The sequence below is a fragment of the Glycomyces endophyticus genome, assembly GCF_039531525.1.
Lineage (GTDB): Bacteria > Actinomycetota > Actinomycetes > Mycobacteriales > Micromonosporaceae > Glycomyces > Glycomyces endophyticus.
This window is the reverse complement of the sequence record NZ_BAAAQF010000022.1, coordinates 94169-113382: the sequence shown is the minus strand read 5'-3', so window position 1 is coordinate 113382 and position 19214 is coordinate 94169. Positions and strand designations below refer to the sequence as shown.

Below are 19214 nucleotides of genomic sequence, written 5' to 3'. Positions count from 1 at the left end.
CCCCGGCGGCCGTGCCGCCGGGGACCGGATTCCGGGTGCGCTAGCGGATCGGGTTCCAGCCGTCCGAGCCGCGCAGGTAGTCGACCATCTCGTAGTTCGCGGCCTCACTGGCGGACATCTGCGGCCGGTTGGCGTTCACCGTCGCGCCCGCGCCGGTGTTCTGGTACTCGCGCAGGCGCGCGTCCTCCCAGGCCAGGCCCGACATGTCCGACCACGGCTCGGCGGTGCGGATGTGCGAGCCCATGGTCGTCTCGCGGTAGAGGACCTGGCCGCGCGCGGTGGTGGAGCCGCCGGCGGGCCAGGGGCGGCCCAGGTACACGGAGTTGGCGGGCGCGTTGCTGGTCAGCGAGCAGCGGTAGAACAGCATCCCGTACGGGTTGGTGATCTCGGTGCTGGGCGCCACGATGTACCCGTTGTTGGTGGTGGAGCCGCGGGTGAGCGAGTGGATGCGGCACCCGTCGAACACGGCGGTGCCGCGGCCGAAGATGAAGTCGACGTCGCCTTCGACGTAGCAGTCGTGGTAGTACTGCCGCGACACGGTGGTGGCGCTGCCCGAGTCGGTCAGGAGGGTGTCCTGGTTGCCGAGGAAGCGCACGTTGTCGAAGACCATCCGGTCGCCCTGGACCTTGACGGCGACGGCCTGGCTGGCGCCGTTCGCGGCCTCGTCGTAGGTGTTGGCGAAGGTGAGGTCCTCAGCGGTGAAGTTCGCGCCCTGGAGCAGGACGCTGGCGCTGCCGCTGGTCCCCCACGTGCCGCCCGCGCCGTTGCTGCAGCTCGCGCAGCGGTTCTCGTGGATGACGACGTCGGCGGCGTTCCCGGTGGCGCCGATGAGCGTCAGGCCGGTCTTGGAGGAGGGCACGGTGACCGCGCCCTTGTAGGTGCCGGCCTTGACGAGGATGGTCGAGCCGGAGGCGGCGGCGTTCACCGCGGCCTGGACCCCGGTGTAGTCGCCCGAGCCGTCGGCGGCGACCACGATGTCGGCCTCGACGTCGCCTTCGGCGGGGACGAGGCGCCACTGCTGGTTGGTCGCGCCGGTGGGCGTGTACTGGGAGATCCTGCCGCCGTTGGCGGTCGACCACTCCCACACGTCGAGGGCCTTGCCCGAGGCGCGGTTGACGATCGTGGCGTAGCCGCCGCTCTCGGTCACCCGCCACTGCTGGTTGGTGCTCCCGGCGTCGCCCCACTGCTGGACCTTGGCGCCGTCGGCGGTCGAGCCGCTCGCGACGTCGAGGACCTGCCCGGAGTGGCGGACCTGGATCTTGAAGTAGCCGCCGCCGGCGTCGACGAAGCGGAACTGCTGGTCGTGCGAGCCGTTGCTCGACCACTGGACGAGCTCGGCCCCGCTGGCCGTGGAGGCCGCGCGGATGCCGAGGACCAGGCCGGAGTGGCGGGACTCCACGTTGTACCAGACGCCGGCCTCGACGGCCTGCGCCCCGGTGGCGGTGATGAGGGCGGTGGCGGCCGCCAGGACGGCGCCGACCACGACGGCGAGCGCCGCTGCGAGGCGGCGTCGGAATGGGCGCACTGAAGTACTCGATGACATATCGACTCCATTGGACGCGCCCGGTCGCTGAGCATGCCGGGAGAAAATTCCTCAGCAATCCAGGCATTTATAGTTGTCGATCCAGATTGTAGGGCAAACGGTTCCAGGGCGCCACCGCCGGGGACGCTCCACATGGACCGCTCCGCGCCGGCCGCTCCGCCTACACCGCCGCCCGGGGCCGAGGGGCCCCGGGCGGCGCGGTCGGCGGTCAGCCGTTCAGCGTCACCGCGATCATCGCGACGGCGGCGATGACGTCGAGGAAGAGGCAGAACTCGGTCATCGAGCGGACCACGACGCGGCCGGTGCGGTGGTGCCACGCGTCCCAGCCGGCGTGGGCGAGCAGGCCCGCGGCCACGATGTACGCGGCGGCGTCGCCGCCGATGACGAGCACCGCGACCGAGGCGCCGCCGAACAGGACCATCGCCAGCGACTGGAGCGGCAGGGACTCGAAGGGGCGCAGCGCGCCTCGGACGAGGCCGTGCAGGGCGAAGGCCGCGGCGATGCCGAGCAGGACCCAGGTGGCCGCGTCCTCCCAGGGCGTGAATCCGGCCGCGCCGATGACCACGAAGGACAGCCAGAACACCGGCCAGGCCGCGCGCGGGCGCCCGATCGCGGCGGCGCCGAGGTAGACGAGCCCGGAGGCGGTGAGCACGGGCGCGAGGTCGGCGCCCGCGGCGAGGTCGTAGGCGACGAACGCGCCGAAGGCGATGCCCGCGGCGACGGGCCAGAACCGGAGGACCCGGTGGCGGGCGAGTTCGGGGGTGCGGGTCGACATTGGAAGCTCCTCGTATACCTGGAGGGGGTATCTGACGTGTTCAACTCTCCGCCCGCGCCACCGCCGGGTCAAGCCGGAGCGGACCCGAGGTCCGAAATCTTGGCATCATGGTCTTCCGGACTACCCTGCGTTGGCCTACGCTCGGGGCATGGACCCGCACCGCGTGGTCGTCGTCGGCTACGACGACGCCGAACTCCTCGACATCGCCTGCGTCACCACCACACTCGACGCCGTCCGCCAGATCGACCCGGCGGTGCGCTACGACCTCGTGCTCGCCACCCCCGGCGGCGGCCCGATCACCTGCACCTCCGGCCTCGTCCTCACCGGGCAGCAGGCGCTCGAGCGCGTGCGCGGCCCCGTCGGCACGCTCGTCGTCTCCGGCGGGCTCGGGCACACCGCCGCCGCCCGCGACGAGCGCCTCGTCGGCCACGTGCGCCGCCTCGCCCGCGAGAGCGAGCGCGTCGCGTCGCTGTGCACCGGCGCGAGCGTCCTGGCCGCCGCCGGACTCCTCGACGGGCGGCGCGCGACCACCCACTGGCGCTTCGCCGACGAGCTCGCCGCGGCCTGCCCCGGCGTGACCGTGGACCCGCGGCCGATCTGGATCAAGGACGGGAACGTCTACACCGCCGCCGGGGTGACCAGCGCGATCGACCTGTCGCTGTCGCTCATCGAGGCCGACTTCGGCCCCGACATGGCCCGCTGGGTCTCCCGCGCCATGGTCACCTACCTGCACCGGCCCGGGAACCAGGCGCAGATGAGCATGTTCACCGCCGCGCCCGCGGCCGACCACGACATGGTCCGCAGGGTCACCGACCACATCGCCGCCTCGCTCGACGGTGACCTCTCCGCCGAGGCCCTCGCCCGGCTCGCACGGGTGAGCCCGCGCCACCTGACGCGCCTGTTCCGCGCTCACCTGCGCCAGACCCCCGGCCGCTACGTCAGGAAGGCCCGCGTCACCTCCGCCGCGCAGCTGCTGTCCACGACGGACCTCCCGGTCGCGCGGGTCGCGGCCCGCTGCGGCTTCGCCTCCGCCGAGTCGCTGCGCCAGGCGTTTGCGAAGGAGTACGGCATCGCGCCCTCGCAGTACCGCGCGGTCGCCGCGACAGCCGGCTAAGCTCCGGCCGCGGCCGAGGAGCACGAGAATCGTGTAGTTCGAACTACACGATTTTCGTGTAGTCTCGACTACACGACTTCGACGGAGGATGCTCGTGGAGAAGCCTGACACCATCATCGGCCGGGACCTGGAGTGGGCGGTCCTGGAGCGGTTCCTGCGCGCCGGGGACGACGGCTCGCTGAAGATCGGGATCGTCTCCGGGCGCCGCCGCGCGGGGAAGACGCACCTGCTCACCGCCGCCGCGGGGGCCGTGGGCGGGCTGTACCACGTGTGCGTGCAGGAGGAGGGCGACCTGTCGGCGCGGGCCCGGTTCGCGGCCGGGATCGCCGCGCACGGCGGCATCGCGGGGGCGGCGACCGCCGACTGGGAGTCGCTGCTGGTGAGCGCCCTCGACGTCGCCGCGCGCACCGCCCCGCCGGGGCGGCCGCCGCTGCTGGTGATCGACGAGTTCCCGTATGCGATGGCGAAGGCCCCGCAGCTGCCGGGACTCCTCCAGCTGCTCTACGACCGGGCCCAGCGCGGCGAGGGCCCGGGCGGGCGGGTGGTCCTGTGCGGGTCCTCGCTGAGCGTCATGCGCGAACTGCTCTCAGGGACGAAGCCGCTGCGCGGGCGGGCGATGGTCGACCTCAAGCTCGGGCCCCTCGACTACCGGCAGACCGCCGAGCTGTGGGGCGTCGCCGACCCCGAGACGGCCATGAAGGTCCACGCCTGCGTCGGCGGCTACCCCGGGTACCGGCGGCTCATCGACCGGACCCCGCGCAGCCCGGCCGAGTTCGAGGAGTGGGTGCCGGACACGCTCCTGAGCACCGGCTTCGGGGCGTTCACCACGGCCGAGGTCGACTACCTGCTGCGCGAGGACCCGCGGATCACCGACCGGTCGGCGTACCACGACGTGCTCGGGGCGATCGCCCGCGGCTCCACGACGCTGGCGAAGATCGGCGCCGAGACCGGCCGGAGCAAGGACGCCGTGCGGCCGCTGCTGCGGACCCTCGAGTCCACCGGGTACGTCGCGCGCCGGGTCGACCTGGTCCGCGGCCGCAGCTCGATCAGCGTGCGCGACCCGATCATCCGCTTCGACCGGCTCGTGACCGCGCCGCGCCAGGGGCAGCTCGAGCTGGGCCAGTCGCAGCAGGTCTGGCGCGCGATGCGCGACACCTTCCGGTCGCAGATCATCGGCCCGCACTTCGAGGAGCTGGCCCGGGAGTGGGTGCGCCGCTTCGCCGCCGCCGAGCTCGGGCGCGAGGAGGGCTTCGGGGAGGTGGGCACCGCGAACGTGCAGGACAACGCCGGGCGGGCGAAGTACGAGGTCGACGTCCTCGGCGTGCAGGGCCGCACGGTCACGTTCATCGGCGAGGCGAAGGCCACCGGCCAGCGCCAGGGCGCGTCCGCGCTCGAGCGGCTGGAGACGATCCGGTCGGCGCTCGCGGGCCTCGGCTACCGGGCCGAGGGCGCGGTGCTGGGCGTGTTCTCGCTGACGGGGTTCACGCCGGAGCTGGCGGGCCTGGCCGGTCCCGGGACGGCGCTGGTGGGGCTCGACCGGATGTACGGACGCTAGGGGACGGACTTGATGGGCCACACCAGGATGCCGCCGAGGAGGGTGACGCCCGCGGCGACGGCGTACAGGCCGGCGTAGCCGCCGAACCCGGCGATGATCGGGGCGGCGAGCGCGGGGCCGAGGACCTGCGGGACGGTGGAGGCGATGTTGATGATGCCGAGGTCCTTGGCGCGGTCGGAGGCGGCGGGCAGGACCTGGGTGATGAGCGCCTGGTCGACCGAGAGGTACACGCCGAAGCCCGCGCCCATGATCGCGGCGGCGGCGATCGCGGCGGGCCAGGTGTGCCAGAAGACGAGGATGAGCGCGGCCGCGGTGATGACCACCGAGGACGCGGTGACCAGGGCTTTGCGGCGGCCGATGCGGTCGGAGACGACGCCCCCGGCGACGGCGGTGGCGATGACGCCGCCGGTGTAGAGGAGCGTCAGGACGAGCACGCCCTCCTCGGGGTCGGGATGGTGGACGGCGTCGTCGAGGAAGTACAGCAGGTAGAGGGTCCCGGTGGCGTTGCCGAGCATGACGAGGAAGCGCGTGAACCAGGCCCACGCGAAGTCGGGGTGGGCCTTCGGGGAGACCCAGAACGTGTCGAACAGGGCCTTCCAGGAGAAGGCGGGGCGGGCCTCGCGCGGCAGCGGCGGGTCCGGTGTGGACAGCACGAAGGGGAGGGTCATGGCGACGGCGGCGAGGCCGATCACGACGTAGCCCGCGGGGATGTCGGTGACGAGCATGGTGACGATGACGGCGCCGACGACGAGGCCGAGGGCCTGGGGGAAGCCGATCCAGCCGGAGACGACGGCGCGCTGGCGGACGGGCACGTGGTCGGGGATCCCGGCGTTGAGGCTGGCGTACCCGGCGTTGAGGGCGGCCTGGGCGAGGCACCAGCACAGGAGCACGCCGAGGACGGTGGACTGGGCGCCGAGCAGGCACAGGGCCCCCGCGCCGAGGACGACGCCGCCGAGGGTCCAGGGGTGGCGGCGGCCGAAGCGGCCGGCGGTGCGGTCGGAGAGGGCCCCGGCGACGGGGTTGGCGACGACGGCGACGAGCGCGCCGACGCCGGTGACGAGGCCGAAGGCGGCGACCTTGCCGTCCTCGTCGATGCCGGCGAGCTGGAGCGGGAGCAGCACCTGGATGGGGGTGAAGAACGCCATGTAGAGGCCGAGCATGGCGGCGGTGATGCCGCCGATCCAGACGCGGCCGACGTCGCGGTCGGGTTCGGCGAGGGCGGGGTGTCCGGTGGGGCGGGGGGCGGGCGGGGCGGCGGTCATGGGCGCTGGTCTCTGATGAGGGCGGCGTAGCGGTCGAAGGAGTCCTTCGGCGTGCGCACCTGGGTGTCGAAGTCGACGTGGACGAGGCCGAAGCGCTGGTGGTAGCCCTCGGCCCACTCGAAGTTGTCGAGGAGGCTCCACACGAGGTAGCCGCGCACGTCGGCGCCCTGGTCGACGGCGGCGGCGACGGCCTCGACGTGGGCTTCGAGGTAGTCGACGCGGGCCTGGTCGCGGACGCGGCCGTCGGGGCCGGGGCCGGTGCCGTAGGAGCAGCCGTTCTCGGTGACCCACAGGGGCGGGAGGGCGTCGCCGTAGTCGGCGGTGAGGTCGAGGAGGGTGCGGGTGAGTCCGGCGGGGACGACGGGCCAGCCGAAGTCGGTGGTGTCGGCGTCCTCGAACTCGGCGATCGCGAACGGGAGCGGGGTGGTGCCGTCGGGGGCGGTGACGCGGGTGGGGTTGTAGTAGTTGACGCCGAGGCCGTCGAGGGGCGCGGCGATGCGGTCGAGGTCGCCGTCGGCGACGAAGGGGAGGTCGCCGCCGAGGCCGAAGCCGCCGAGGTCGGGGTAGGCGCCGAGGAGGACGGGGTCGGTGAAGAGGCGGCGGTGGAGGGTGTCGTAGGCGAGGGCGGCCTCGGCGTCCTCCTCGCTCTCGCCGGCGGGGACGACGGGCGTGTAGGAGTTGGTGAGCATGACGTGGGGCGCGCCGGCGGCGCGGAGGGCGGCGGTGGCGAGGCCGTGGCCGAGGAGCTGGTGGTGGGCGGCGGGGAGCGCGTCGAGGAGGTAGGCGTGCCCGGGGGCGTGCTGGCCGAGCGCGTACCCGAGGGCCATGTGCTCGAAGGGCTCGTTGAGGGTGATCCAGTGGCGCACGCGGTCGCCGAGGCGGGCGGCGGCGAGGGCGGCGTACTCGGCGAAGCGGTGGGCGGTGTCGCGGTCGAGCCAGCCGCCGCGGTCTTCGAGGGCCTGCGGGAGGTCCCAGTGGTAGAGGGTGGGCATGGGGGCGACGCCGGCGTCCAGGAGGGCGTCGACGAGGCGGTCGTAGAAGTCGAGGCCGGGTCCGTTGGCGGGGCCGGCGCCGGCGGGCTGGACGCGGGGCCAGGCGATGGAGAACCGGTAGGCGTCGACGCCGAGGCGGCGCAGGAGGGCGACGTCGTCCTCGTAGCGGTGGTAGTGGTCGCAGGCGGTGGCGGCGGTGTGGCCGTCGCGGACCTTGCCGGGGGTGGCGGTGAAGGTGTCCCAGACGGACGCGCCGCGGCCGTCCTCGGTGAGGGCCCCTTCGATCTGGAACGCCGAGGTGGCGGCGCCCCAGGTGAATCCGGCGGGAAGTCGCGGCATCGCGGGGCACCTCCGAGAGTGACGTGAGTTACGTTCGTGAAGATACCAGTTCGCGAACCGGCCGGTAACCCCTCTTCAGCTGGTATTCCCCTCGCCGCTCGGGCCGGGCCGGGTCGGCTGCGGCGCAGGCGGTCGCGGCGGTGGGCGGCCATGCGGACGGGGGCGTTCGCCGCCCCGTAGCCGGTGTGGCCGCCGATGCGCTGCACGGCCTCGAAGAAGACGCGGGTGCCCAGGACGGGCGTGTAGCAGTGGAGGAACTCGCCGCCGTGCTCGTCGCGGTCGTACAGGAGGGAGTGGGCGCGCATGAGGGCGAGGCGGTCGGGCGGCGGGGCGAGGCGCGCGTCGAGGTCGTCGTAGTAGTTGGCGGGGATCTCCAGGAGCAGGCCGGCGTCGCGCAGCCGCGCCGCGGCGGCGGTGGCGTCGTCGGTCGCGAAGGCGACGTGCTGGGGGTGGGGGACGCCGGGGGCCCAGTCGCCGCGGCGGACGGCGGCGACGCTCAGGGCGATCCTGACGCGCCGCTCGGCGTCGGTCATCGACAGGCTCCGCATGAGCCCGAAGGGGGCGGCGACCTCGGCCGGCGTCTCGGGGTGGAGGCCGAACACGGTGCGGTAGAACAGCGCCGCGCCGTCGAAGTCGTCGGTCTGCTGGGTGAGGGCCACGTGGTCGACGCGCTCGATGCCCGCGCCGGGCGGGGCGGGGGCGCCGGTGGCGGCGAAGTCGGCGCGCCAGCCGTCCTCGGCCTCGGTGCGGCAGAAGAACACCGAGGTGCCGCCGGGGGCGGCGACGGCGGCGAGGTCGGCCTCGCCGGCGCGGTGCTCGCGGGGCAGGATCGGGGCGAGGAGCCGCTCGGCGCGGCGGGCCGAGGCGGGCGGGTCGGTGCTCTCGACGGCGATGGCGGCGACCGCGGTCGCGCCTTCGGGCGCGGCGGACCGGTTGACGAGGATGCGGGCGCTCCCCTGCTCCCACAGGTCGACCGGTTTGGAGCGGTGCTCGCCGGAGCGGGCGAACCCGAGCGCGGCGAGCGCGGCGGCGACCTCGGCGTCCGCGCCGGGCCCGGCGCCGATCTCCACGAACGCGGTGCCGTCGAGGCGCGGCGGCGCGGGCAGGGCGGCGCCGTGCCCGGCGGCCTCCTGGAGGCCGAGCAGCGACCGGAGGGCGTCGACGGCGGCGACGCGCGGGTCGGACTGGCGGAACACGTCGTTGAACACCTCCAGCGACAGCGGCCCGGTGTAGCCGGTCTCCAGGACGGTGCGCAGGAACCCGGCGAGGTCGAAGGCGCCCTGGCCGGGGAAGAGCCGGTGGTGCCGGCTCCACTGGAGGACGTCCATGTCGAGGCGGGGCGCGTCGGCGAGCTGGAGGAAGAACAGCTTCTCGGGCGGGATGACGCGGATCGCGGCGGGGTCGGAGCCGCGGGAGAGTATGTGGAAGGAGTCGAGGCACAGGCCGAGGTTCGGGTGGTCGGCGCGGCGCACGATCCGCCAGGCCCGGTCGTAGGTCGAGACGTGGCGGCCCCAGGCGAGGGCCTCGTAGGCGAGGCGCACGCCGTGGTCGGCGGCGCGCTCGGCGAGGAGGCGCAGGTGCGCGGCGGCGAGGTCGTCGTCGTCCACGGACCCGGGGTGGACGGTCGAGCACACGAGCATGAGGTCGGCGCCGAGCCGCTCCATGACGGCGAACTTGGCCTCGGCGCGGCGCAGGTTGGCGCGCAGGAGGTCGGGCGGGACGGCTTCGAAGTCGCGGAACGGCTGGTAGAGGTCGATGCGCAGCCCGAGGTCGGCGCAGCGGGCGCGGACCTCCTCGGGGCCGTCGGCGGCGGCCACGAGGTCGGGTTCGAAGACCTCCACGCCGTCGAAGCCCGCGGCGGCGGCCGCGGCGAGCTTGTCGTCGAGGGTGCCGGAGAGGCAGACGGTGGCGATGCCCAGGCGGTGCACGGGTTCCCTCCTCAGCGGGCGGCGGCGAGCGCGTCGAAGTGGCGGAGCATCCGGTCGGCGTCGGGTTCGGCGCCGGTGAACAGCCGGAAGGAGTCCACGGCCTGGTAGACGGCCATGCGGCCGCCGTCGAGGACGCGGCATCCGGCGGCGCGGGCGGCGGCGAGCAGCTCGGTCTCGAGCGGGAAGTAGACGACGTCGGCGACCCACAGGTCCGGGCGCAGCAGCGCGGGCGGGACGGCGGTGCCGGGGTGCTCGGCCATGCCGGTGGGGGTGGCGTGGACGATGCCGTCGGCGTCCGCGACGGCGGCCTCCAGTCCGGCGGCGGGGCCGGCGCTGATGCGGTCGCGTCCGAAGTGGGCCCCGAGGGCGTCGACGAGGCGGGCGCTGCGGTCCTCGTCGAGGTCGAGGACGCGGACCCGGCCGGCGCCGATCCCCAGGAGCGCGTGGGCGACCGCGGCGCCGGCGCCGCCCGCCCCGAGGAGGACCACCCGGTCGAGCGGGGCCCCGGCGAGGCCGCCCATGGCGCTGCGGGCGAACCCGGAGGCGTCGGTGTTGTAGCCGACGGCCTTGCCGCCCTTGAACAGCACGGTGTTGACCGCGCCGAGGACGGCGGCCTCCTCGGACAGCGCGTCGAGGTGGGCGATGACGGACTGCTTGACCGGGTGGGTGACGTTCAGGCCGGTGTAGCCGGTGAGCCGCGCGGCCGCGAGCAGGTCCCCGATCCGGTCGGGCCCCAACCCGAGTTCGAGGAGGTCGAGGCGGCGGTACTGGTAGCGCATGCCGAGCGCGGCGGCCTCGCGCTCGTGGAGGGCGGGGCTGAGGGAGGGTCCGATCCCGGCGCCGATGAGCCCGATGAGGTGCGCGCCGGGAGCGCCGAAGTCAGTGGGCACGGGGTCTCCTCGCGGTTCGGCAACTTTGTACGAACTAGTTACTTCAACTTAGCAACCTTGTGCCGGTTTGGAAAGGGCGCGGCGGGACGGTCTCGGAGGGCTTTCGCCGCAATGCGGGAGCCCGACTCGCGCGGGCGCGGGTTAGAGTTGCGAGTCCGCAACCCACCGCTGCCCGGGGGACCCGCTTGAGCACGCACACGCCCGACACCGCGCCGGCCCCCGGCGCCGACCGCGTGCGCGACCCCCAGCGCACCAGGGCCGAGATCCTGGAGGTGGCGACGAGCGAGTTCGCCGCCAACGGCTACGCGGGCGCGCGCGTCGACGAGATCGCCGCGAAGACCCGCACCACCAAGCGGATGATCTACTACTACTTCGCGAGCAAGCAGGGGCTCTACCTGGCGGTCCTGGAGCAGGCGTACTCGGTGATCCGGTCCCTGGAGCGGCAGGTCGACGTCGAGCACCTCGACCCGCTCGCCGCGCTCCGCCAGCTCGCCGAGCTCACCTTCGACCACCACGAGTCGCACCCGGACTTCATCCGCCTGGTCAGCATCGAGAACATCCACGGCGCCAAGCACCTCGCCCAGTCCGAGATGCTGCCGAGCCTGTCCGCGCCGGTCCCCGAGGTCATCGGGCGGATCCTGGAGCGCGGCCGGGCCGAGGGCGTGCTCCGCGAGGACGTCGACGCCCTCGACGTCCACATGCTCATCAGCTCCTACTGCGTCTTCCGGATCGCCAACCGCCACACCTGGAGCACGATCTTCGGGCGCGACATGCTCGACCCCGGCCGCCGCGAGCACTACCGGACGATGCTCGGCGACATGGTCGTGGCGTACCTCTCCAAGCGCTGACCGCCTCCCGCACGCCCGTCGTATCGACGTGCCGCGATGCGTGCTGCCCGCCGACCTGCGCGTGCTCGCGCGCTCCACCCCCTTGACAGCGCCGCCGCGCTGGCGAATGATCGGTGATTAACCAAGCAGTACATAACTATCCAGTACGTTCATCGTCGACTCGATGGGATGACTGCACCCCGCTGCCCATGCAATGGCGCACAGCCGGAGGAGTACACCGTGTCTGACCACCCCGCCCCCCAGCCCCCGGGCCCCGAGCACCGGGGCGCGCCCCGGAAGACCGCCGTCGCCGCCTGGATCGGCTCCGCCCTGGAGTACTACGACTTCTTCATCTACGGCACCGCCGCCGCGCTCGTCTTCGGCCGCGTCTTCTTCCCCGAGTCGCACCCCGCGACCGGGACCCTGCTCGCCCTCGCCACGTTCGGCGTCGGCTACGCCGCCCGCCCGATCGGCGCGGTCGTCCTCGGCCACGTCGGCGACCGCTTCGGCCGCAAGAAGGTCCTCGTCTTCACCCTGCTGCTCATGGGCGCCTCGACGTTCCTCGTCGGCTGCCTGCCGAGCTACGAGTCGATCGGCATCGCGGCCCCGGTCCTCCTCGTCACGCTCCGCCTGCTCCAGGGCCTGTCGGCCGCGGGCGAGCAGGCCAGCGCGAACTCGATGAGCCTGGAGCACGCGCCCGCGCACCGCCGGGCGTTCTACACCTCGTGGACGCTGAGCGGCACGCAGGCCGGGCAGCTCATCGCCACCGCCGCGTTCCTGCCCGTCGCGGCCCTGCCCGAGGAGGCGCTGCTGTCGTGGGGCTGGCGGGTTCCGTTCTGGGCCAGCGTGATCATGGTCGTGGTCGGGTACGTCATCCGCCGCAAGCTGGAGGAGACCCCGGTGTTCGAGGACGCCGCGAAGTCCGGCGAGGTGGCGAAGCTGCCGCTCGCGGTCCTGCTGCGCGACCACTGGGCCGACGTGCTGCGCGTGGTGTGCGCGGCGCTCATCGCCTCGGTCTCGACGATCTTCACCGTCTACGCGCTCACGTACGCGGTGAACACGGTCGGGCTGGAGCGGACGCCGATGCTGTGGGTCGGCGTGACGGCGAACATCCTCGCGGTGGCGCTGATCCCGCTGTGGGGCAACGCGGCCGACCGGTTCGGTCGCAAGCCGGTGTTCCTGACCGGCTCGATCGGGTGCGGCATCCTCATCTTCCCGTACCTGTGGGCGATCTCGGTCGGCAACTGGGCGCTCATCTTCGGGCTCGGCATCCTCCTGTTCGGCCTGGTGTACCAGGCGGCGAACGCGACCTGGCCGTCGTTCTACGGGGAGATGTTCACCGCGCGGGTGCGCCTGTCGGGGATGGCGATCGGGACGCAGATCGGGTTCGCGATCAGCGGGTTCCTGCCGACGATCGCGGTCGCGCTGGAGGGCGCGGACGAGGGCGCGTGGGTGCGGGTGGCCGTGTTCACCGCGGTCATGTGCCTGGTCAACGCGATAGCGGTGGCGACGGCGCGCGAGACGTCGCGGGTGCCGACCGCGGAGCTGGGCCTGAAGGGGGCGCCGGCGCGGGTCGGCGCGGCCGCGGGCGACTGACCCGATTCGCCCTCGCCTCGGTCGAATCCGCACTACCGTGGCGAGGGCGTTCTCCGGCTGTTCACTCGACGTTGGTGGAACCGCTCACCCGTGCCGCATAGCGTCCGGGGCGAGAGACAACCGAACGCGACGACCCCCGCCCGCGTTCCCCATCGGACTGCCATGGAGAAGCGAATGCAACCCCAGAACCCGGAGCGCCGCCGCCTGCAGCTGTTCCCGTCCGTGCACGGCTCGCGCTCGGCGATCACCTGCATGTACCGCTGCGGCGACGCCTGCAGCCACCCGGTTCCGAACACCTCCGACAACGAGTACCTGGGCGACGTGATCGCCAAGGCCGTGTCGCGGCGCGGCCTGTTCAAGGGCGGCGTGGCGGCGGGCCTGGTCGTGGGCGCGACCGGGGCGCTGGCCGCTCCCGCGGCCGCGGCGGACGCCGAGGGCAGCTCGTCCTCGGCGCGCTGGGGCCGCGGCCCGCGCGGCCTCGACTTCGAGGCGGTGGCCCCCAACCGCGAGGACGCGGTGGTGACCCCCGAGGGCTACGAGCAGCAGGTCGTGATCCGCTGGGGCGACCCGATCCTGGAGGGCGCGCCGGAGTTCGACCCCGAGAACCAGACGCCGGAGTCGCAGGCCGGGCAGTTCGGGTACAACAACGACTACGTGGCGCTCCTCCCCCACCCCGACAGCAGCCGCAAGAAGGTGCTGGTCGCGAACCACGAGTACACCACGGAGAGCTCGATGCTCCCCGACTACGACGACGCCGCGCCGACCGAGGACCAGATCCGCATCGGCCTCGCCGCGCACGGCCTGTCGGTCGTGACGGTGCAGGAGGACCGCCGCACCGGCGCGCTGACGCCGATCGTGGGCGACGAGCTCAACCGCCGGATCACCGCCGAGACGCCGTTCGTCATCGCGGGCCCGGCCGCCGGCTCGGACCTGCTGAAGACCTCCGCGGACCCCGAGGGCCTGACGGCGCTCGGCACGCTGAACAACTGCGCGGGCGGGACCACGCCGTGGGGCACGGTCCTCTCGGGCGAGGAGAACTTCAACCAGTACTTCGCGAACTTCGCGTCGGTGACCGACGCGGACCGCAAGGCGAAGCTGGCCCGCTACGGCTTCTCCGGCGGGGCGTCGGGCCGCAAGTGGGAGACGTACGACAAGCGCTTCGACCTGGTGCAGGAGCCGAACGAGCCCAACCGGTTCGGGTACATCGTGGAGCTGGACCCGTACGACCCGGACTGGGCGCCGCGCAAGCGGACCGCGCTGGGCCGCTTCAAGCACGAGGGCGCGGGCCCGCGCCTGGCGCGCGACGGCCGCGTCGTGGTCTACATGGGCGACGACGAGCGCTTCGACTACATGTACAAGTTCGTCTCCAAGCACAAGATGAAGACCGGGAACTCGCGCAGCGCCCGCAACCACAACCGGACGCTCCTGGACGAGGGCACGCTGTACGTCGCGCGGTTCACCGGCGACAGCCCCGCCGCGGAGATCGACGGCACGGGCGCGCTGCCCGCCGACGGCGCCTTCGACGGCTCCGGCGAGTGGATCAAGCTGGCGTCCGGCGACACGTCGTACGTGGACGGCTTCTCGGCCGAAGAGGTGTACGTGCACACCCGCCAGGCCGCGGACAAGGTCGGCGCGACCAAGATGGACCGCCCCGAGGACGTCGAGCCGAGCCCGAAGACCGGCAAGGTGTACGTGGCGCTGACGAACAACACCAACCGCGGCACCGGCACCAACGCGAAGGCCGACGAGGCGAACCCGCGGACCGCGAACAAGCACGGCCAGGTGCTGGAGCTGACCGAGCGCCGCGACGACCCGACCGCGCTGACGTTCGGCTGGAACCTGCTGCTGGTCTGCGGCGACCCGGCCGCGGCCGACACGTACTTCGGCGGCTTCCCGAAGGACCAGGTCTCGCCGATCTCGTGCCCGGACAACGTGGCGTTCGACCCGTACGGGAACCTGTGGATCTCCACCGACGGCAACGCGCTGGGCTCCAACGACGGCCTGTTCGCCGTCGCGCTGGAGGGCCGCTACCGCGGCCAGACCAAGCAGTTCCTGACGGTGCCGATCGGCGCGGAGACCTGCGGCCCGGTCGTGCAGGAGAAGCACATCCTGGTGGCGGCGCAGCATCCGGGCGAGCTGTCCGGCGCGAGCTACGAGAACCCGCTCTCGGAGTGGCCCGACGGCCCCGGTTCGCTGCCGCGTCCGGCGATCGTGAACGTGACCCGCGAGGACTTCGACAGCATCGGCTGCTAGTCCCCCGCTCCTGACGGCGGCGCCTCCTCTGGGGGCGCCGCCGCTCGGCGCTCCTGGGCGGGCTCGGCCGTGCCGCGTGCCGCGCGGCGCCCGGGCGCGGCGCTGGCCTCCAGGGCCCGCGTGCCGGGTCCGCGCGGCGTCTCCGGCTCTGGGACGGGAGTTGCCGAACCGGTTCAGTCGCGGCTAGGTTCGACCGGGCCGAAGCGCGGCCCCCGTCTGGAGGACACCATGCCTGTCGCTTTCGTTTCCGGTGCGTCCCGCGGCCTGGGGGCCGTCATCGCGCGGCGCCTGGCCGCCGACGGGTTCGCCGTCGCGGTGAACTACGGCGCCAGCCGGGACGGGGCCGAGCGGGTCGTCGCCGGCATCCGGGCGGCGGGCGGCACGGCCGCGGCGTTCGGCGGGGACGTCACCGACGAGGCCGCGGTCGCGGACCTGGCCGAGCGCGTGCGCGCCGAGCTCGGCCCGGTGACGGTGCTGGTGGCGAACGCGACCGGGCCGCAGCCGGAGGTGCGCGTCGACGACCTCGGCTGGGCCGACCACCTCGCGCAGCTGGAGTTCTTCGTGAAGAGCCCGACGCTGCTGCTCAAGGCGTTCCTGCCGGACATGCGCGCGGCGGGCGGCGGCCGGGTGGTGCAGATCGGCTCGGACATGTTCGAGCGGGCGCTGGCGGGCTGGTCGGCGTACGTGGCCGCGAAGGGCGCGCAGTGGGGCCTGACGCGCTCGTGGGCGCGGGAGCTGGGCGGCGACGGGATCACGGTGAACCTGGTGGCGCCGGGGTGGACGCCGGTGGAGCGCCACGGCGAGCTGACCGACGCGGACGTGGCGGGCTATCTCGCGGACGTCCCCATGGGCCGCATGGGCACGCCGGGCGACATCGCCGACGCGGTGTCGTACCTGGCCTCGGACGCGGCGTCGTTCGTGACCGGCCAGCGCCTGACGGTCAACGGCGGCCACACGATCGACTAGCGCGGGCCAGGTGCGCGGTCCGGAGGCGCCGGTCTCCGGACCGGCACTGGACGGGTGGAGGCGGGCCGGGCGGGCCGCGGGGGTTCGCCCCGCGGCCCGCCCGGCTTCTCTGGGAGGGCAAGGCTTCTCAGGAGAGGTAGGGCCCGTCGTCGCCGACCTGGCCGGGCGCGTCGGTGAGCGCGGTGTCGAGCACCCACACGGCCATGTCGCCCTGGCCGGACACGGTGGCGGTGAGCGTGCCGTTCGCGACGGTCTTGACGTCGCCGGTGACGGCGTCGGTGTAGGTGCCGTTCGGGACGCCGGTGAACGTCGCGGCGCCGGTGATCGCGACGAGGGCGAAGCTGTCGGTGGTCGCGTCGGTGTAGCGGCGTTTGAAGGCGATGCCGCCGGAGACGCCTTCGGTGGAGTACTGGCCCATGGAGAGCGCGGGGACGGCCCGGCGGATCTCGTTGAGCCGCTGGAGGTGCTGCACGAGCGGCTGGTCGAGGGTGGTCGCGATCGCGCCGGTGGCGGCGTCGACCCGGCTGAAGTCGCTGACGGCGAGGGTGCCTTCGAGGTGGTCGCCGTAGTAGGCGCGGCCGGTCTCGGCGAGGGGGCAGGTGGGGCCGCAGTCGATGCGCACGCCGGCCTGGAACTCGATCTCGGAGCCGTAGTACAGGGTCGGGATGCCGCGGAAGGTCCACATGAGGTTCATGTTCTCGGCCCAGGCGTCGGTGCCGCCGGCGTAGCGGGTGCTGGACTTGTTGGGGCCGTAGTCGTGGGAGTCGACGTAGACGGCGTTGTAGGTGGCGTCGTTGACCCAGGCGTCGGAGTCCTTGCCGTTGAAGAACGCGTTGGAGGCCTCCCCGAAGTTCATGTGCATGCGCATGTCGATGATGTTCATGCCGGAGAACTGCGAGTGGTCGGGGGCGTGGTAGGTGTTCCCGTCGAGGAACGCGTTGTCGCTGACGGGCTGGTTCTCGGGGCCTTGGGCGTTCTCCCAGGCGTACTGCTCCAACGCGGCGGCGACGTCGTCCGCGGCGTACTCGCGGCGCTCCTGCCAGGTGTAGAACTGCGCGGAGTGGTTGACCGAGCCGCGGTTCCAGCGGTCGTGGACGAACGCGGCGACCTCGCCGAAGATGTAGAAGTCCCGGGCCTGCTCCTCGCCGTACTTGGCGGTGAGGTGCTCCTGGAGGGCGGGGAGGAAGACCCGGTTCCAGGTGACGCGGGGGATGTGGACGGCGGTGTCGACGCGGAAGCCGTCGACGCCCATGTCGATGTACTGCTCGTAGGCGCCGATGAGGTACTCCTGCACCGCTTCGTTCTCGGTGTTGAAGTCGGCGAGGTCCTCGTGGATCCAGCAGGAGCGGGCGTCCTCGCCCTCCCAGTTCCCGATCCAGCACTGGTGGTAGTTCGCGGCGGAGAACATGCCGGAGGTGGGGCTGGGCCACTGGCAGTGGTAGACGCGCCATCCTTCGGCGCTGTAGTTGCCGGTGAACTGGCCCCAGTTCCGGCAGGTGTTGCCGGCGGGCTCGGCGGTGGACCAGAGGTCGCCGTTGTAGTACGAGCGGCCGGAGTTCGGTTCGACGCTGAGGCCGTCGTAGGTGAAGCCGGGGTTGGGGGTGTCGTAGAAGTCGCCCCATTGGGCGTCCTGGACGCCGTAGACGGTGGGGGTCTCGAGGCCGACCGCGCCCCAGCGGGAGGAGTGGTTGAGGACGACGTCCTGGTAGATCTTCATGTCCTTGGCGTGCGCGGTGTCGATCAGGTCCTGGTAGGACGCGCCCTCGGATTCGAGGCGGGCGTCGATCTCGTAGAAGTCGTACCCGTGGTAGCCGTGGTAGTCGTAGTCGGAGCGGTTGAGGACGACCGGGGTGATCCACACGGCGGAGAAGCCGAGGGCCTTGATGTAGTCGAGGCGTTCGATGAGGCCGGAGAAGTCGCCGCGGAACATGGGGTCGTCGTATTCGGCGTTGCCGGAGGTCTCGTGCTTGGCGCCGCCGCGGTTGTTCGACTCGTCGCCGTCGTAGAAGCGGGCGGTCATGACGAAGTAGATCGGGTCCTGGCGGGGGTCGCCGCCGAGCATCTCGCCGCCGGCGGACGCGGGCGGGGCCTCGCCGGTGGTCGCGGTGGCGGCGGCGCTCGCGGCGGAGAGGTTCCCGGCGGCGTCGTAGGCGGCGACGGTGTACGCGTACTCGGTGTGCGGGTCGAGGTTCGCGTCGGTGAACGCGGTGGCGGCGGTGGTGCGGGTGACGGTGCCGTCGGCGGAGGTGCGGGTGAGGCGGTAGCCGGTGACGCCGACGTCGTCGGTCGCGGCGGTCCAGGAGAGGATCACGGTGGTGGCGTTGACGGTCGCGGTGAGGCCCGCGGGTGCCGCGGGGGCGGTGGTGTCGGGCTCGGCGGCCTCGCACGGGTCGTCGCCGGCGGTGGCCTCGGAGTCGGAGACGAGGGTGACGCCCGCGCCGATCAGGTAGTCGGCGCCGCCGTTGTTGTCCCAGACGCCGCCGCCGTTGTTGAACGCGCCGGTGAGGCCGGCGGCGGTGCCGAGGGGCACGGTGAGGCGGGCCCAGCCGGCGCAGGCGGGCTCGGCCATTGCGGTGCCGGGCGCGGTGGTCCAGACGCCGTCGACGGCGTAGTGGAGGTTCGCCCGGGTCCAGCCCATGGAGGTGAGGTCGTAGTAGACGACGGCCTCCTCGCCCCCGCAGGGGTTCCCGGCGCGGACCTGCCCGTTCGCGACGGTGACGTCGCCTGAGCCGATGCGGTAGTTCGCGCCGCCGTTGTTGTCCCAGGTGCCGGCGCCGTTGTTGAAGACGACCTGCGCGCCGGCCGCGGTGCCGAGTTCAACGGTGCGGGTGAGCCAGCCGGCGCAGGCGGCGGCCATGGGGACGCCGGGCACGGCGGTCCAGGCGCCGCCGTCGGGGGCGTAGTGGAGGTTGGCACCGCTCCAGCCGGAGGGCGCGCGGTAGTAGACGGTGGCGGTGGTGGCGGCGGCCGTCGCGGCGGGGACGGCCAGCAGCGCCATGAGCGCGGCGGCCAGTGCGAGGACGGCGGCGAGCAGCCGGGAACGGCGGCGGTGTCCGCGGGTCATGTCGAGCTCCTGTGGGGGCGTGGTTGTCAGTCTCGTTCTTGCCGTTCCCAGATGTTTTCTTGCAGTTCTTGCAAGAAGTAACCAGACTGTAGCACAGGCTTTTCTATATA

The 19214-nt window shown here is 73.0% G+C and carries 12 protein-coding genes and 1 pseudogene; 6 read left to right on the top strand and 7 right to left on the bottom strand.

Going from position 1 to position 19214, the window contains the following annotated elements; genetic code table 11:
• Positions 1 to 40 precede the first annotated feature (40 nt).
• A complete protein-coding gene (locus tag ABD419_RS21185; RefSeq protein ID WP_344490776.1) occupies positions 41 to 1525 on the bottom strand; it encodes a pectinesterase family protein in 1485 nt (494 codons plus the stop codon).
• A 226-nt stretch (positions 1526 to 1751) separates the two neighbouring features.
• Positions 1752 to 2318, bottom strand: coding sequence for a hypothetical protein (locus tag ABD419_RS21180; RefSeq protein ID WP_344490773.1), 567 nt, complete (start codon positions 2316 to 2318; stop codon positions 1752 to 1754).
• A gap of 148 nt (positions 2319 to 2466) precedes the next feature.
• On the opposite strand from ABD419_RS21180, the gene ABD419_RS21175 reads away from it, so the two are divergent.
• The gene (locus ABD419_RS21175; RefSeq protein ID WP_344490771.1) at positions 2467 to 3432 is read left to right on the top strand and encodes a GlxA family transcriptional regulator; all 966 of its coding nucleotides are present in this window, start codon (positions 2467 to 2469) and stop codon (positions 3430 to 3432) included.
• A gap of 88 nt (positions 3433 to 3520) precedes the next feature.
• Complete coding sequence (locus ABD419_RS21170) at positions 3521 to 4987, top strand: ATP-binding protein (protein ID WP_344490768.1); 1467 nt, start codon at positions 3521 to 3523, stop codon at positions 4985 to 4987.
• Here the strand turns inward: ABD419_RS21170 and ABD419_RS21165 are convergent.
• From ABD419_RS21165 to ABD419_RS21150, 4 genes and pseudogenes are all read right to left on the bottom strand, one after another.
• A complete protein-coding gene (locus ABD419_RS21165; RefSeq protein ID WP_344490765.1) occupies positions 4984 to 6249 on the bottom strand; it encodes an MFS transporter in 1266 nt (421 codons plus the stop codon). The genes ABD419_RS21170 and ABD419_RS21165 overlap by 4 nt on opposite strands.
• Positions 6246 to 7580 carry a GH1 family beta-glucosidase gene (locus ABD419_RS21160; protein WP_344490762.1) on the bottom strand — a complete coding sequence of 445 codons (1335 nt, stop codon included), beginning with the start codon at positions 7578 to 7580 and terminating at the stop codon, positions 6246 to 6248. The genes ABD419_RS21165 and ABD419_RS21160 overlap by 4 nt, the downstream gene beginning before the upstream one ends.
• A 125-nt stretch (positions 7581 to 7705) precedes the next feature.
• Positions 7706 to 9523 (bottom strand): annotated as a pseudogene (locus ABD419_RS21155) (TIM barrel protein); the annotation flags it as partial.
• Positions 9520 to 10398 (bottom strand): shikimate dehydrogenase, encoded by an 879-nt coding sequence (locus ABD419_RS21150; protein ID WP_344490759.1) that lies wholly within the window; start codon positions 10396 to 10398, stop codon positions 9520 to 9522. The gene ABD419_RS21150 and the pseudogene ABD419_RS21155, both read right to left, overlap by 4 nt.
• Before the next feature lie 185 nt (positions 10399 to 10583).
• On the opposite strand from ABD419_RS21150, the gene ABD419_RS21145 reads away from it, so the two are divergent.
• The 4 genes from ABD419_RS21145 (at position 10584) to ABD419_RS21130 (ending at position 16040) form a co-directional block, all read left to right on the top strand.
• Positions 10584 to 11246 (top strand): TetR/AcrR family transcriptional regulator, encoded by a 663-nt coding sequence (locus ABD419_RS21145; protein ID WP_344490756.1) that lies wholly within the window; start codon positions 10584 to 10586, stop codon positions 11244 to 11246.
• 219 nt (positions 11247 to 11465) lie between these two features.
• Entirely contained in the window at positions 11466 to 12821 is a 1356-nt protein-coding gene (locus tag ABD419_RS21140; RefSeq protein WP_344490754.1) for an MFS transporter, read from the top strand.
• Between the two features lie 174 nt (positions 12822 to 12995).
• Entirely contained in the window at positions 12996 to 15074 is a 2079-nt protein-coding gene (locus ABD419_RS21135) for a PhoX family protein (RefSeq protein WP_344490751.1), read from the top strand.
• A 228-nt stretch (positions 15075 to 15302) separates the two neighbouring features.
• Entirely contained in the window at positions 15303 to 16040 is a 738-nt protein-coding gene (locus tag ABD419_RS21130) for an SDR family oxidoreductase (RefSeq protein WP_344490748.1), read from the top strand.
• 127 nt (positions 16041 to 16167) lie between these two features.
• Here the strand turns inward: ABD419_RS21130 and ABD419_RS21125 are convergent, their stop codons facing one another.
• Positions 16168 to 19104 (bottom strand): carbohydrate binding domain-containing protein, encoded by a 2937-nt coding sequence (locus ABD419_RS21125; RefSeq protein ID WP_344490746.1) that lies wholly within the window; start codon positions 19102 to 19104, stop codon positions 16168 to 16170.
• Between the last annotated feature and the right edge of the window lie 110 nt (positions 19105 to 19214).